The sequence below is a fragment of the Sphingomonas plantiphila genome, assembly GCF_046000505.1.
Classification (GTDB): Bacteria; Pseudomonadota; Alphaproteobacteria; order Sphingomonadales; family Sphingomonadaceae; genus Sphingomonas; species Sphingomonas plantiphila.
On record NZ_JBELQC010000001.1, the window covers coordinates 1,074,257 to 1,088,801 of the forward strand.

At 68.1% G+C, this 14,545-nt stretch carries 14 protein-coding genes; 6 read left to right on the plus strand and 8 right to left on the minus strand.

All coding sequences use genetic code 11. The annotated features are described in order from the left end of the window. Window positions 1–48: 48 nt before the first annotated feature. Window positions 49–1,308 carry a dicarboxylate/amino acid:cation symporter gene (locus ABS767_RS05235; protein ID WP_408077299.1) on the plus strand — a complete coding sequence of 420 codons (1,260 nt, stop codon included), beginning with the start codon at window positions 49–51 and terminating at the stop codon, window positions 1,306–1,308. A gap of 33 nt (window positions 1,309–1,341) precedes the next feature. On the opposite strand, the gene gorA is transcribed toward ABS767_RS05235, so the two are convergent. The 6 genes from gorA to pgi all read right to left on the minus strand — a co-directional run bounded on the left by gorA (window position 1,342) and on the right by pgi (window position 7,228). After that, window positions 1,342–2,688 carry a glutathione-disulfide reductase gene (gorA, locus tag ABS767_RS05240; RefSeq protein ID WP_408077300.1) on the minus strand — a complete coding sequence of 449 codons (1,347 nt, stop codon included), beginning with the start codon at window positions 2,686–2,688 and terminating at the stop codon, window positions 1,342–1,344. A 94-nt stretch (window positions 2,689–2,782) separates the two neighbouring features. Continuing rightward, a complete protein-coding gene (locus ABS767_RS05245; protein WP_408077301.1) occupies window positions 2,783–3,715 on the minus strand; it encodes an alpha/beta hydrolase-fold protein in 933 nt (310 codons plus the stop codon). A 4-nt stretch (window positions 3,716–3,719) separates the two neighbouring features. Continuing rightward, window positions 3,720–4,898, minus strand: coding sequence for a hypothetical protein (locus tag ABS767_RS05250; protein WP_408077302.1), 1,179 nt, complete (start codon window positions 4,896–4,898; stop codon window positions 3,720–3,722). Then, window positions 4,895–5,203: a PadR family transcriptional regulator gene (locus ABS767_RS05255; protein WP_408077303.1), complete on the minus strand. Its 309-nt coding sequence runs from the start codon at window positions 5,201–5,203 to the stop codon at window positions 4,895–4,897. The genes ABS767_RS05250 and ABS767_RS05255 overlap by 4 nt, the downstream gene beginning before the upstream one ends. Before the next feature lie 232 nt (window positions 5,204–5,435). Next, window positions 5,436–5,735, minus strand: coding sequence for an alkylphosphonate utilization protein (locus ABS767_RS05260; protein ID WP_408077304.1), 300 nt, complete (start codon window positions 5,733–5,735; stop codon window positions 5,436–5,438). Next, window positions 5,735–7,228 (minus strand): glucose-6-phosphate isomerase, encoded by a 1,494-nt coding sequence (gene pgi / locus ABS767_RS05265; RefSeq protein WP_408077305.1) that lies wholly within the window; start codon window positions 7,226–7,228, stop codon window positions 5,735–5,737. Before pgi ends, ABS767_RS05260 begins: the two co-directional genes overlap by 1 nt. Before the next feature lie 231 nt (window positions 7,229–7,459). On the opposite strand from pgi, the gene lepB reads away from it, so the two are divergent. The 3 genes from lepB (at window position 7,460) to era (ending at window position 10,006) form a co-directional block, all read left to right on the plus strand. After that, window positions 7,460–8,305, plus strand: coding sequence for a signal peptidase I (lepB, locus tag ABS767_RS05270; RefSeq protein ID WP_408077306.1), 846 nt, complete (start codon window positions 7,460–7,462; stop codon window positions 8,303–8,305). Then, the gene (gene rnc / locus ABS767_RS05275) at window positions 8,302–8,970 is read left to right on the plus strand and encodes a ribonuclease III (protein WP_408077307.1); all 669 of its coding nucleotides are present in this window, start codon (window positions 8,302–8,304) and stop codon (window positions 8,968–8,970) included. Before lepB ends, rnc begins: the two co-directional genes overlap by 4 nt. Before the next feature lie 139 nt (window positions 8,971–9,109). Beyond that, on the plus strand, window positions 9,110–10,006 hold the full coding sequence (gene era, locus ABS767_RS05280) for a GTPase Era (RefSeq protein ID WP_408078655.1): 897 nt from the start codon (window positions 9,110–9,112) through the stop codon (window positions 10,004–10,006). A gap of 112 nt (window positions 10,007–10,118) precedes the next feature. Here era and ABS767_RS05285 read toward each other — a convergent pair whose 3' ends face one another. Then, window positions 10,119–10,817 (minus strand): NAD-dependent deacylase, encoded by a 699-nt coding sequence (locus ABS767_RS05285; RefSeq protein ID WP_408077308.1) that lies wholly within the window; start codon window positions 10,815–10,817, stop codon window positions 10,119–10,121. Next, window positions 10,810–11,817 carry a ligase-associated DNA damage response exonuclease gene (locus ABS767_RS05290; protein WP_408077309.1) on the minus strand — a complete coding sequence of 336 codons (1,008 nt, stop codon included), beginning with the start codon at window positions 11,815–11,817 and terminating at the stop codon, window positions 10,810–10,812. The genes ABS767_RS05285 and ABS767_RS05290 overlap by 8 nt, the downstream gene beginning before the upstream one ends. Window positions 11,818–11,904: 87 nt before the next feature. On the opposite strand from ABS767_RS05290, the gene ABS767_RS05295 reads away from it, so the two are divergent. Both ABS767_RS05295 and ABS767_RS05300 read left to right on the plus strand, forming a co-directional pair. Continuing rightward, the gene (locus ABS767_RS05295) at window positions 11,905–12,090 is read left to right on the plus strand and encodes a hypothetical protein (protein ID WP_408077310.1); all 186 of its coding nucleotides are present in this window, start codon (window positions 11,905–11,907) and stop codon (window positions 12,088–12,090) included. Between the two features lie 21 nt (window positions 12,091–12,111). Continuing rightward, window positions 12,112–14,526 carry a ligase-associated DNA damage response DEXH box helicase gene (locus ABS767_RS05300; protein WP_408077311.1) on the plus strand — a complete coding sequence of 805 codons (2,415 nt, stop codon included), beginning with the start codon at window positions 12,112–12,114 and terminating at the stop codon, window positions 14,524–14,526. Window positions 14,527–14,545 lie beyond the last annotated feature (19 nt).

Below are 14,545 nucleotides of genomic sequence, written 5' to 3' on the forward strand. Positions count from 1 at the left end.
GCCGGTTTCTGGGGGGCGTGATAGCGCCGGTTTTGGTCAAGGGCGAGCATGTCGCAAGCAACCCGTATCTTCGTTTCGCTCGTCCTGGGGCTGGCCATCGGCATCGGTGCCGCCGCATTCGCCCCGGCGGGTGCCCTGGCGGCGGCCGACTGGGTCCAGCCGCTCGGCACGATGTGGCTGCATGCGCTGCAGATGACGATCGTGCCGCTGGTCGTCTCGCTGCTGATCACCGGGATCGCCGCGACGGCGGAGGCGGCGCGGGCGAGCCGGCTGGCGGGGCGCGCGTTCGTCACCTTCATCGTGCTGCTATGGGTCTCCTCGGCGCTCGGCGGGGCGCTCGCGCTGGGGCTGCTCTCGGTCTTTCCGCTGGGTGCGGACCTCGCCAATGCGCTGCGCGAGGCGCTGGGCAGCGCGCCGCCGACGGGCGAGGTGCCGCCCTTCTCGGCCTTCCTCGTCGCGCTGGTGCCGTCCAACCCGCTGGCGTCGGCGGTCAACGACGCGTTCCTGCCGATGATCCTGTTCACCACGGTCTTCGCCTTTGCGGTCACACGGCTGCCGGTCGAGGAGCGCGAGCGGCTGACCGGGTTCTTCCGCGCGCTGGGCAATGCGATGCTGGTGGTGATCAACTGGGTGCTGTGGCTGGGGCCGATCGGCGTCGGCGCGCTGGCCTATGTCGTCGGCGCGCGGGCGGGGACGTCGGCGTTCGGGGCGCTGCTCCATTATGTCGCGATCCTGTGCACTGTCGGCGTGGTGCTGTGGCTGCTCGCGGTGCCGTTCGCCTGGATGTTCGCCAAGGTTTCGCCGGGCCGGTTCGTGCGCGCGATCCTGCCGTCGCAATCGGTGGCGGCATCGACCCAGTCGTCGCTCGCCAGCCTGCCCGCGATGCTGCGCGGGACCGAGGCGCTGGGCGTGCCGGTGGCGCGCGCGGGGGTGGTGCTGCCGCTCGCGGTCGCGCTGTTCCGCTGGACCGGGCCGGCGATGAACTTCGCGGTCGCGATCTATGTCGCGCACTGGTTCGGGATCGAGCTGACGCTGGGGCAGATCGCCGCGGGCTGGGCGGCGGCGGCGATCACGACGATGGGCGCAGTGGGGCTGCCCGGGACGATCAGCTTCGTGTCGTCGATCGCGCCGATCTCGATCGCGATGGGCGTGCCGATCGCGCCGCTGGGGCTGCTGGTCGCGGTCGAGACGATCCCCGACATCTTCCGCACCGTCGGCAATGTCGCGATGGACGTGGGCGCGACGCGGGCGATCGCGGGCGAGGGCGAGGAGGACAGCGAAGCGGACGCGTTGTTGCGGGCCGAGTGAAGCCGTCACCCCAGCTTTCGCCGGGGTGACGGACTATTTCATCAGGACCAGCTCTTCCGCCATGCTCGGGTGCAGCGCGACGGTCTGGTCGAAGGCGTCCTTGGTCAGGCCCGCCTTCACCGCCACCGCCGCCGCCTGGAGGATTTCCGGGGCGTCGGGGCCGATCATGTGAAGGCCGAGGACCTTGCCCGAATTGGGCTCGCAGATCATCTTGTAGAGCGCGCGCTCGTTGCGGTTGGCGAGGACATTCTTCATCGCGCGGAAGTCGGAGGTGTAGACCTTCACCGCGCCGTATTTCTGCTTCGCCTGTCCTTCGGTCATGCCCACCCCGGCGATCGGCGGATGGCTGAACACCGCGGCGGGGATGCAGCCATAGTCGACCTTGGTCGGCTTGCCGCCGAACACGGTGTCGGCGAACGCCTGCCCTTCGCGGATCGCGATCGGAGTGAGCTGGACGCGATTGGTGACGTCGCCGACGGCGTAGATTGAGTCGACCGAGGACTGGTTGTCGTCGCCGACCACGACCGCGCCCTTGGCGTCGAGCTCGACCCCGGCTTCGGCGAGGCCCAGGCCCTCGGTATTGGGGACGCGGCCGGTGGCGAAGAGGACGCAGTCGACCTCCATATCGTCATGCTCGGTCATGCTGACCTTGAGGCTGCCGTCGGCCTGCTTCTCGATCCCGCGAAATTCGGCGTGGAAGCGGAAATCGATGCCCTTGGTCATCGAAATCTGCAGCAGCCGGTCGCGGATCTGCTCGTCATAGCCGCGCAGGATCACGTCCGAGCGGTTGATCAGCGTCACCTTGCTGCCGAATTCGTTGAAGATGCCGGCGAATTCGTTGGCGATGTATCCGGCGCCCGCGATCAGCACGCGCTTGGGCAGATGATCGAGATGGAACACCTCGTTCGAGGTGATGCCATGTTCGTGACCCGGGCAGGACGGCACGTGCGGGCGCGCGCCGACCGCGATCAGGATCTTGCCCGCGCTGATCTTCCGCCCGCTCGCCAGCCTGACCTCGTTGGGGCCGGAGACGGTGGCGCGTTCGTGGACGATGTCGACCCCGTGGCTGTCGAGCGTGTTGGTATAGGCGCTGTTGAGCCGGTCGACCTCGGCGAGGACATTGTCGCGCAGCACTGCCCAGTCGAAGTCGCAATCGGGAACGTTCCAGCCGAAGCGGCGCGCGTCCTTCAGATCCTCGGCGAAATGCGCGCCGTAGACGAGCAGCTTCTTGGGCACGCAGCCGCGGATGACGCAGGTGCCGCCGACGCGATATTCCTCGGCGATCGCGACCTTCGCACCATGCGCGGCGGCGACGCGGGAGGCGCGGACGCCGCCCGAGCCTGCGCCGATGACGAAGAGGTCGTAGTCGTAATCGGGCATTGGGGGCTCCTGCAAATGTGCGCAGGGCGCAGATAGGCGTGCGGGGCGGGAATGCCAACGCAGCGACGGCCTCTGCGGCGGGCGGGGGCCGCGGTCAGGAGGACAGGAACGCGGCGAGCGACCGCGCGTCGATCGCGCAATGCCCGCCGTAAAGCGGGTGCCATTGCGTCGCCACGCCGTGCGCGCGTGCAACGTCCGCGAGCCGCTCCGTGCCCTCGAAATTGCCATAGGCATCGTACAGGCCGTTCGACAGGTAGAGCGCCGGGTAGGTGGAATCCGCGCGCTCGATCAGGCGGAGCGGTGAGACGCGCTGCCATTCCGCGTCGTTCGCCGCATAGGTGCGCGCCATCATCCACACGCCGAAGATGACCTTGGGGTTCGCGCCGGTGCGCGTCATCGCCGCGCGGATCTTCGACAGCGAGTCGAATGGCGAGATAGTGTAGACGCCGGGGCAGAGCGCCGCGACCTTTGCGAACTGTGCGGGGTAAGTCAGGCCAGCGATCAGGACGTTGAGCCCGCCCATCGATTCCCCCATCAGCAGGCGGCGACGCGGACGCCCCACCTTCTCCTCGATCGCGGGCAGGCGGGTCATCAGATCGTCGAGCAGCCCGCTGTCGGCCTTCTGCCCCTTCGGCGTCAGCAGCCATGTCCCGCCGTAGGACAGCGTGACGACCGTCGGCGGCAAGGCGCGGCCGCGCTGCCACTCCGCCTGAATCAGCGCGGTGAGATAGGTGTCGTCGTTCCAGATCCGCTCGTCGAGGTTCCTGCCGTGCAGATGGTAGAGGATATCGCCATTGGTCCCGCGGCGATCGCGATAGATGCAGAAGCGGAGCGCGCCCGAAACCCCGCACTGCTGGTGCGCGGGGCGGAACGACACGCGCTGCGCGCCGCGCGTCCGGGTGACCTCGCCCGATCCATAATAGAGGAGCGCGGCGATGAGCGCGGCGACCAGCCAGCAACGCCGCGGGGGTGCCAGCATCGCGGCGACGGTGCGGCGGAACGTGCTTCCGGGAGCGGGCGACGCCATGGGATCAAGCCAGCCCGACGCGCAGGTGGCGGTCGTGCAACGCCGTATCGCCATCGTCGCGGATACGCGCGTCACCACTGGCCGGGTCGCCCGCCACCCGCGGCAGCGCCAGCAATGCCAGGGCGTAGCCGATGATCGCGCTCCCGCCGTAACCGACCAGCGGCGTTGGATGGTTGCCAAGCGCGGCGGCGAGGATGGCGGCGGCCCAGCTGGCGCCGAACGCGGCGTAGGTCGCGCGGTGCTCAGTGTCGCGATGCCAGCCGGTCAACGCCGGGACCAGCAGCAGCGCCGATCCGATCCACACGGCGAGACCCGCGCCGACATGCACATCGAACGCCGAATAATAGATGCGATCGACATAGGGGACGGCCGGCATCGGATCGGGACGGGCGAGCGTCGCGGCGAGGCCGATCACGCTCGCGGCGAACGCCACCATGCCATGCCGGTCGCGACCGGTCAGGACGAGCGGGAGCAGGCCGAGAACGAGCATCCCGGCCATTGCGCGATCGGGCTGCAGCGCCATCGCGGCGGCGGCGACGACCAGTCCCCTGGTGCTCATCGCGCTACGCGAATGGGCGAACGCGACGATCATCACCGGGAGCAGGATCAGGCTGGGCTGAATGCTGAGCCCAGCGACGCTGACCCAGCGGGAGACGCCGTCGATGTCGGGCCCGAACAGCGCCGTCGCCAGCAGGGCGCCGGCCATCGCGACGATCGCGCCGTCCCACCGGCCTTGCCCCGGCGCTAGGGCGCGACCGAATCCCGCCAGGACCATGAGGCCGAGCGCCAGCGCACCGACGTTCATCCCGAAATAGCGCGTCGGCGCGCCGGCGAGCGCCATATAGACGAGGCCGAGAAGGACCGCGCCGATCGCACATGCGACCCCGAGCGCGCGGGGGCGGTGCATCAGGGTATCGCGGATTGTCACGGTTATCGTTCCTTCGGGACGGGGAGCCCGACTGTCGGCGGACCGGGCGAAGCGCTGGCGCAGGCGAAGTGCGATCGCGCGCGGAACGAGCCCGCACAGGCCGTCGAGCGCGAACAGCAGCGCCTTGCCATCGTCAGGGATGCTGGCCGCCTCGCAACGGATCGCCCATCCCCAGGACTGTAGCGATGGGGGCAGGGTCGCCTGGAGGGCGCGGCAGGCGAGATCGGTGAGGTGGCGCCGGATGGCGGTGCTCATGTCGTGGCCTCTCGTCGTCCTGCGACCGGGGCAGCCTGACCGGGCGGGTTGGCTTGGGCGAGCCGCGCGCCACTGGCGGTCAACCGGTAAACGTGGCGCGGCGGCCGACCGGCTTCGGCGGGCTCTCGCCATTCTGCCTCGAGATAGCCTTGCGACTCCAGGCGGATCAGGAGCGGGTAAAGCGTACCGGATTTGACGCCGGCAAGCCGCGCAAGCTCATAGCCGTGAGACCATCGGGCTCCGGCATCGAGCAGGACGGCGAGGACCGTTCTGGCATGGGGGGAGAGCGCGCGTTTTCGAGACATGAGCATTAAATCTACCTATGTAGATTTAATGTCAATGCTTCGTTTTGCGGGGCGTTGCGCTTGGTCAGGCCGGTTCACCGGCACCTCTTTGGCCGCCGTCTATTCTTCGCAAGGATCACCCCGGACCTGTTCCGGGGTCCACCGTGCCGCGCCTCCTGCGCTCTAGCCTCTTGCTTCACGCCCCGCCTTCCGGTGGACCCCGGCACAAGGCCGGGGTGACGGCAAAAGAGGGTCAGCGCTTGCGGACGAATTCGGCGCGCAGCACCAGGCCCTTGATGCCGTCGAACTTGCAGTCGATTTCCTGTGCGTCGCCGGTCAGGCGGATCGATTTGATGAGGGTACCGCGTTTGAGCGTCTGGCCCGCGCCCTTGACGGTCAGGTCCTTGATCAGCGTGACCTGATCGCCATCGGCGAGCAAATTGCCCACCGAGTCGCGGACCTCCACCACATCTTCAGTCGGAGCGGCGGATAGCTGCGAGGCGGGGACCCATTCGCCGCTGGCCTCGTCATAGATATAGTCTTCGCCGGACATCAGCCGAATGCCCGCCGGATGAGGTCGTCGGTGGAGGGGTCGAAGTCCTGCCCACCGCGCTCGGCCGCCTTGGCCATTTCCTTGCCCAGCTCGACGCCGAACTGGTCGAACGGGTTGATGCCGAGCAGCGCGGCGCTGACGAAGGTGCGGTGTTCGTAAAAGGCGATCAGCGCGCCGAGCGTGCGCGGGTCGAGCTCGTCGAGCAGGATCGTCGCGGACGGGCGGTCGCCGGCATAGGCGCGGGCGGGATCGTCATTCGCGCGACCGGCCATCAGCGCCGCGCCTTGCGCGAAGCAGTTGAGCAAGAGCGCGCGGTGGTGATCCTCGGCCAGCGTGTCGCCGCCCTCGATCACCGCGATGAATTCGAGCGGGACGAGGTGCGTGCCCTGATGCAGCAACTGAAACACCGCGTGCTGCGCATCGGTGCCGACGCCGCCCCAGGTGATCGGCGCGGTCGCGCGGCCGACGGGCTGGCCGTCCGCCGTCACCGACTTGCCGTTCGATTCCATCTCGAGCTGCTGGAGGTACGAGGGGAGCAGGCGCAGGCGCTCGTCATAGGCGAACACGCCGCGCGTCTCGCAGCCGCGATTCTGCGTGTAATAGAGGTCGGCGAAGGCGGCGAGGACGGGGGCGTTGCTGCGCAGATCGGTCAGGCGGAAATGGCGGTCCATTTCGGCGGCGCCGTCGAGCAGTTCCTCGAACGCGTCCCAGCCCAATGCGATCGCGGCGGGGAAGCCGATCGACGACCACAGCGAATAGCGCCCGCCGACCGACTCGGCGAAGGGCAGGACGCGGGTTTCGTCGACGCCCCATTCGATCGCCTTGTCGGGCGCGGCGGTCAGCGCGATCACGCGGCCATAGGGATCCTCGACGCCATGTTCGCGCATCCAGTCGAGCGCGCTTGTGGCGTTCATCAGCGTTTCGGTGGTGGTGAAGGTCTTGGACGCGACCGCGATCAGCGTGGCGTGGGGATCGAAGCCGGCGATCGCCTCCTCCAGCGCGCAGCCGTCGATGTTCGAGACGATCGCGACATCGTAGCGGTCCATCTCGCGCCCGAGCGCGTCGATCAGCAGCTCGGGTCCGAGCGCCGAGCCGCCGATGCCGATGTGCAGGACGTGGCGGATCGGCCCGAGCGCCTCGGCCTCGATCGCGTCGATCAGGCCGCGCATCCGGCCGTGAAATGCTGCGGCGCGCGCGACGCTGTCCTCGGCACCCTCGCCGCGTTCGGCGGTATGCTCGGCGGCGCGCCCCTCGGTCACGTTGACCGGCTCACCCGCGAACAGCGCTTCGCGCTTGGCGGCGAAGTCCGCCGATTTGGCGAGCGCGGCGAAGGCGTCGAGCGCGGCGCCATCGAGATGCGTCTTGGAAAAGTCGAAATGGATGCCCGCGACATCGGCGCTGAGCGCGGCGAGGCGGCCGGGATCGCCCGCGAACAGGTCCTTGAGCGGAGTGCGGGGCAGCGATTCGATCGCGCTCCAGTCGGGGGTCGCCATGTGCCTGTCTCCTGTTGCGTGGCGCGCATGTAGCGTGGCGGGTGGGGGAGTGAAAGCGGGCGGGCTCGTTTTGTGGGCTTCGGCGTCGCCGAAGCGCGGCACCGGCCCACTCCCCCACCCGGCCACCCACTTAGTGTATTCTGATGGGTGGCCGGGTGGGGGAGCGGGCTGGTGCCGCAAACCAAACAAAGGTGCCTTGACGATGCCACACACCCAATTCACAGCGACGCAATGGACGACTCCGCAACGGCGCAGCCCGCCGCCACCGACACGATCAAGCCGCGTTCCGAACTGCGCGATACGCTGAGCTTCCTGTTCAAGCTCGCGATCCTGGTGTTCATCGTGCGCAGCTTCATCTTCGCGCCGTTCAGTATCCCGTCGGGGTCGATGCTGCCGCGCCTGCTGGTCGGGGACTATCTGTTCATCACCAAGTGGAATTACGGCTATTCGAAGCACTCGCTTCCCTGGAGCATGCCGCTGATCCCCGGGCGCATCTTCGCCAAGGACCCGCAGCGCGGCGACGTGGTGGTGTTCAAGGCGCCGCCGACCGACAACCAGGACTGGATCAAGCGCGTGATCGGCCTGCCCGGCGATACGGTGCAGATGCGCGACGGGCAGCTGATCCTCAATGGGCAGGCGATTCCGAAGCAGCGCGTGGCCGATTTCGTGCTGCCGATGACGCCCAATGCCGAGTGCGACGCGCCGACGATCGAGGCAGCGGCCGACGGCACGCCGGTGTGCCGCATCGCGCGGTACCGCGAAACGCTGCCTGGCGGGAAAAGCTATGACGTGCTCGATGCCGGGTTGAGTCAGGGCGACAATACCGCGCTGTTCACCGTGCCCGAGGGCCATGTGTTCCTGATGGGGGACAATCGCGACAATTCCAGCGACAGCCGGTTCGAGCCGGTGCTGGATTCGAAGGGCGTCAATCGCGGCGGCATCCGCTTCGTGCCGATGGAGAATATCCAGGGCAAGGCGGTGGTTAGCTTCTGGTCGACCGATGGCAGCGCGAACTGGGTGCTGCCCTGGACCTGGTTCAGCGCGGCGCGGTTCGACCGCATCGGGGAAGGCTTTTGAGCGAAGACCTGTCCGGCTGGCTGGCCGGGGTGCTGGGCCAGGCGCCGGACGAGCTGGCGGTCTATCGCCGCGCGCTGACGCATGGCAGCCAGGGTGCGGCCAATTACGAGCGGCTCGAGTTTCTGGGCGACCGCGTGCTGGGGCTGACGCTGGCCGAATGGCTATACCAGCGCTTTCCCGACGAGCCCGAGGGGAAATTGTCGCGCCGCTTCAACGCGCTGGTGACCGGGCAGATGTGCGCCGAGGTCGCGCGCGAGATCGGCGCGCCGCGCCACCTGAAGCTGGGCAAGCAAGCGCGCGACGACGGCGCGGCGGACAGCGACAATGTGCTGGGCGACGTGATGGAGGCGCTGATCGGGGCGACCTTCCTCGACCAGGGGTTCGACGCGGCGAAGGCGCTGGTGCGGCGGCTGTGGGACAGTCGGATCGACGCGCAGGCGGCGGCGCCCAAACATCCCAAGTCGGCGCTGCAGGAATGGGCGGCAGCGAACAACCGGCGGACGCCGGATTATGTGCTGCTCGACCGGTCCGGGCCGGGCCACGCCCCGCGTTTTCGCGTGAAGGCGGAGATCGCCAAGCTCGCCGAGGCCGAGGGCGAGGGGTCGAGCAAGCAGGAAGCCGAGACCGCGGCGGCGGCGGCGTTGCTGGCGGTGCTGCAGAAATAGGCGGGCCAAGGGTGGTCATCCCGGACTGGTTCCGGGGTCGGCCGCCTGTGCTATTAGCGTCGACGGAAGGGCCCGCGGATGGGTGGACCCCGGCACGAGGCCGGGGTGACGATGGATTTTGGACGGAGCAGTTTTGGATATCGAAGCACAGAAATGCGGCCTGATCGCCGTGGTCGGTGCGCCCAATGCGGGCAAGTCGACGCTGGTCAACGCGCTGGTCGGCCAGAAGGTGGCGATCGTCAGCCCCAAGGCGCAGACGACGCGCGCGCGGCTGATGGGCATCGCGATCCATGACGATGCGCAGCTGCTGCTGGTCGATACGCCGGGCATCTTCGATCCGGCGCGGCGGCTGGACCGGGCGATGGTCGCCGCGGCGTGGGAAGGATCCGACGGCGCGGACCTGATCGCGCTGGTGGTCGACGGCAAGGGCGGGATCGGGCCCAAGGTGCGCAGCGTCGTCGAAGGGCTGAAGGATCGGCGCGAGCGCAAGATCCTGATCCTCAACAAGGTCGATATCGCCGACAAGCCGCGCCTGCTGGGCCATGCCGCGAGCCTGAACGAACTGGCAGAGTTCGACGATACCTTCTTCGTGTCGGCGACGACCGGCGATGGCGTAGCGGAGCTGAAGGCGGAGCTGGCCAAGCGCATGCCGCAGGGGCCCTGGCATTTCCCCGCCGATCAGGTGTCGGACGCGACCGACCGGATGCTGGCGGCGGAGATCACGCGCGAGCAGCTCTATCACCTGCTCCACGCCGAATTGCCCTATGCGACCGCGATCGAGACCGAGCGCTATACCGAAAAGCCCGACGGGTCGGTCGAGATCTACCAGCAGATCCTGGTCGAGCGGCCGACGCAGCGTGCGATCGTGCTGGGGCAGGGCGGGTCGAAGATCAAGGAGATCGGGTCGCGCGCGCGGGCCGAGCTGATGCAACTGCTGGGCGTCAAGGTGCAGTTGTTCCTTCACGTCAAGGTGCGCCCGGGCTGGGAAGAGGATCGCGACCTGTATCGCGAGATCGGGCTGGACTGGGTGGATTGAGCTGCGTCAGGAGTGGTCGCCCTCACCCTTCCGGCGCTTCGCGCCTCCCTCCCTCTCCCAACGGGAGAGGGAAGGGGCCCGCGAGCGTAGCGAGTGGGAAGGGTGAGGGTGACTAGCTGAGCAACGACTCCACCCAATGCGGCACCAGCGTTCCGGCGGGGCCGAGGCGGCTTTCCGCGAACCAGCCGCTGCCTTCGGAGCGGTCGAGGTTGAGTTCGAGCGTATCCGCGCCGTGATGCCGCGCGGTGCGGACGAAGCCGGCGGCGGGATAGACTGCGCCCGAGGTGCCGATCGAGACGAACAGGTCGGCCTGGGAGAGCGCCGCGTCGATCGTCTCCATGTGATAGGGCATCTCGCCGAAGAACACGATGTCGGGGCGCAGCGCGGGCGCGTCGCACGACGGGCACGGCGTCCCCGGCGGGAGCGGGTCCGCCCATTCGCTCTGGACTCCGCACAACGCGCACAGCGCGGACTTGAGCTCGCCATGCATGTGAAGCAGCCGCTTCGACCCGGCGCGATCGTGCAGGTCGTCGACATTCTGCGTCACCAGCAGCAGTTCGCCTTGCCACTCCGCATCGAGCCGGGCGAGCGCGCGGTGCGCGGCATTGGGTTCGACCTTGGCGAGGTTCGCGCGGCGTTCGTCGTAGAAGCGATGGACCAGTTCGGGGTCGTGCGCGAGCGCCTGTGGCGTGCAGACATCCTCCACGCGATGCCCCTCCCACAGCCCGCCAGGGCCGCGGAAGGTGGCGACGCCGGATTCGGCGGAAATGCCCGCGCCGGTGAGGATGACGATGTTGAGCAATTCAGTCATCCTCGTCCTCATAGCCCGAGAGCTCCAGCGCGCGCGCCTTGATCTGGTGGTTGCGGCACCAGTGGACCAGCGCGTCTTCGCGGCCGTGGGTGACCCACACTTCCTTGGGCGCGATCTCGCGCAGCGTCGTGGTCAGCTCGTCCCAGTCGGCATGATCGGAGAGGATCAGCGGGAGTTCGACGTTGCGTTGCCGCGCGCGCTGGCGGACGGTCATCCAGCCGCTCGCCATCGCGGTGACCGGATCGGGCAGGCGGCGCGACCAGCGGTCGTTGAGCGCGCCGGGCGGGCACAGGATGATGCGGCCCTGAAGCTCCTTTTTCGGCACGCCAGTGGTGGGGCGGAGTTCGCCGAGCGCGACGCCATGCTCGATATAGAGATCGCACAGGCGTTGGAGCGCGCCGTGGATGTAGATCGGATCGTCGAAGCCCATGCCGCGCAGTTCGGCGATCACCCGCTGTGCCTTGCCCAGCGCATAGGCGCCCACGAGGACACAGCGTTCGGGCTCGGCACGGAGCGCGGAGAGCAATTTGTCGATCTCGTCGGTCGTCTCGGGATGGCGGAAGACCGGGAGGCCGAAGGTCGCCTCGGTCACGAAGACGTCGCATTTGACCGGACGAAAGGGGTCGCAGGTCGGGTCGGGGCGGCGCTTGTAATCGCCCGACACGACGATGCGTTCGCCGCGATGGTCGAGCACGATCTGCGCCGAGCCCAGCACATGGCCGGCGGGGACGAAGCCGATTTCGACTTCATTGTCCTTCGGACCCATTCGGACGGTCTCGCCATAGGCGACCGGGCGGGCGGTCTGGGGGCCGTAGCGCGCCTCCATGATCGCCAGCGTTTCCGGGGTCGCCCACACCTCGCCATGCCCGCCGCGCGCATGATCGGCATGGCCGTGCGTGACGAAGGCGCGGGCCTTGGGCTGCGAGGGATCGATCCAGATGTCCGCAGCCGGAACCTCGATGCCTTCGGGATGCGGTGTGATCCAGTCGCCCAATGCCATGGATGCGATATGCGCGAGCAGGGTTCGTGGTTCCAGCCGGATCGAATCGCGACCCGGCTTCGTTGGGGACGGGAAAGGAGGTCTGTCATGGTAGATGTTGGCGGAGGCGTATGGGGGCTGATGGTGATCATCGGCCCCATCATCCTCGGCGCGATCCTGCTTTGGGCGGTGCTGCACAACCGCGTGAGCAGGCGCGAGGAACAGCGGACCGAGGAAGCGACGCGACGGATGTACGACGCGCAGAACGAAGACGACACGCGACGCGAGGGATAGGCTTGCGCTAGGAGGCCGGGCGTGGACGCGCGCGGACTACCCCCGGAACTGAACGACTGGTTCGCCGCGCGCGGCTGGACGCCGCGGCGGCATCAGCTCGACATGCTCGCGGCGGGGCGCGCGGGGAAGCACGCGCTGCTGGTCGCCGCGACCGGAGCGGGGAAGACGCTGGCGGGGTTTCTGCCGACGTTGAGCGAGCTGATCGAAGCCCCGGGCGAGGGGCTGCACACGCTCTATATCTCGCCATTGAAGGCGCTGGCGGTGGACGTGCAGCGCAATCTGCTGACCCCGATCGACGAGATGGGGCTGGATATCCGGGTCGAGACGCGCACCGGGGATACGCCGCACGAGCGCAAGATGCGCCAGCGCGCTCGGCCACCGCAGATCCTGCTGACCACGCCCGAATCGCTCAGCCTGTTGCTGTCCTACGAGGACAGTTTCCTGATGTTCGCCGGACTGAAGACGGTGGTGGTGGACGAGGTCCACGCATTTGCCACCGGCAAGCGCGGCGATCTGTTGGCGCTGGCGCTCTCGCGGCTGCAGACGATCGCACCCGGGCTGCGGCGGGTGGCGCTGTCCGCCACGGTGGCCGATCCGGACGGCTATCGCGCCTGGCTGGCGCCGCATGGCGATATCGACAGCGTCGCGCTGGTCGAGGGCGAGAAGGGCGCCGATCCCGACATCGCGATCCTGCTGCCCGAAGGGCGCGTGCCGTGGTCCGGACATAGCGGCGTCTATGCCATCCCCCAGGTGATGGCGGAGATCGAGACGCACAAGACCACCATCGTCTTCTGCAACACGCGCGGGCTGTGCGAACTGGTGTTCCAGAATCTGTGGAAGGTGAACGACCTGCAGCTTCCGATCGGGGTGCATCACGGCAGCCTGAGCCTGGAAGCGCGGCGCAAGGCCGAACAGGCGATGGCCGATGGCAGGCTGCGCGCGCTGGTCGCGACCGCCAGCCTCGACCTCGGCGTCGACTGGGGTGATGTCGATTGCGTGATCCAGATGGGGGCGCCCAAGGGCAGCTCGCGCCTGTTGCAGCGGATCGGACGTGCCAATCACCGGCTGGACGAGCCGAGCGAGGCGGTGCTCGTGCCCGGCAATCGCTTCGAATATCTCGAGGCGCGCGCCGCGCTCGATGCGGTCGAGGCGGGCGAGCTGGACGTCGATACGTTCCGCCCCGGCGCGCTCGACGTTTTGGCGCAGCATGTCATGGGCGTCGCCTGCGCCGCGCCGTTCGACGCCGACGCATTGCTGCGCGAGGTGCAGGGAGCGCTGCCCTATTCGGCGCTGGATGCCGAGACGTTCGACCGGGTGCTCAACTTCATCGCCGATGGCGGCTATTCCTTGCGCGCGTACGACAAGTTCAAGCGGCTGACGCGCACGCCGGATGGCCTGTGGCGGGTGACCAAGCCGGGTTTCGTCGCGCAGCACCGGCTGAACGCCGGAATCATCGTCGAGGCGCCGATGCTCGACGTTCGCTTCAAGAACGGACGGCGACTGGGCAAGGTCGAGGAGCATTTCGGAAGCCAGCTTTCGCCCGGCGACAGCTTCTTCTTCGCCGGAATGGCGCTCGAGGTCGAGCGCGTCGAGCTGACCGATGTCGTCGTGCGGGCGACCGCCAAGCCGGCGCGGATCATCTCCTATACCGGGCTGCGGCTGTCGATCACCTCGACGCTGGCGGATCGGGTGCGCCGGTTCCTCGCCGATCCCGGCGAATGGGCGCGCTTTCCCGACGACGTCCGCGAGTGGCTGGAGGTGCAGCAGCGCCGCTCGCGCCTGCCCGAGCCGGGCCAGCTGCTGGTCGAGACCTTTCCGCACGAGGGGCGGCACCATCTGATCGTGTACAGCTTCGAGGGGTGGAATGCGCACCAGTCGCTCGGCATGCTGGTGACGCGGCGGATGGAGGCGCTGGGGCTCAAGCCGATCGGGTTCGTCGCCAATGATTATGCGCTGGCGGTGTACGGGCTGGAGAAGATCATCGATCCGGCGGCGTTGTTCTCGCCCGATATCCTGGAGCATGAATTCGTCGACTGGGTGCAGGGATCGGCGCTGCTCAAGCGTGCGTTTCGCGAAGTGGCGATCATCGGCGGGCTGGTCGAACGGCAGCAGCCGGGCAAGAAGAAGACCGGTCGCCAGGTCACCTTCTCCACCGACCTGATCTATGACGTGCTGCGCAAGTATGAGCCCGACCATTTGCTGCTCAAGGCAGCATGGGCCGATGCGCGTGCGCGGATGACCGATGTCGGGCGGCTCGCGCACCTGCTCGATACGGCGGCGGAGCAGATGGTGCATGTCGATCTCGACCGGGTGAGCCCGATGGCGGTGCCCGTGCTGATCATGATCGGGCGCGAGACCGTGGCGCAGGGGGCGGCGGAGGACGCGATGCTGATCGAAGCCGAAGTGCTGGCCGAGGCGGCGATGCGCGTCGATTGAGTCGATTGCCGCGCGCCGG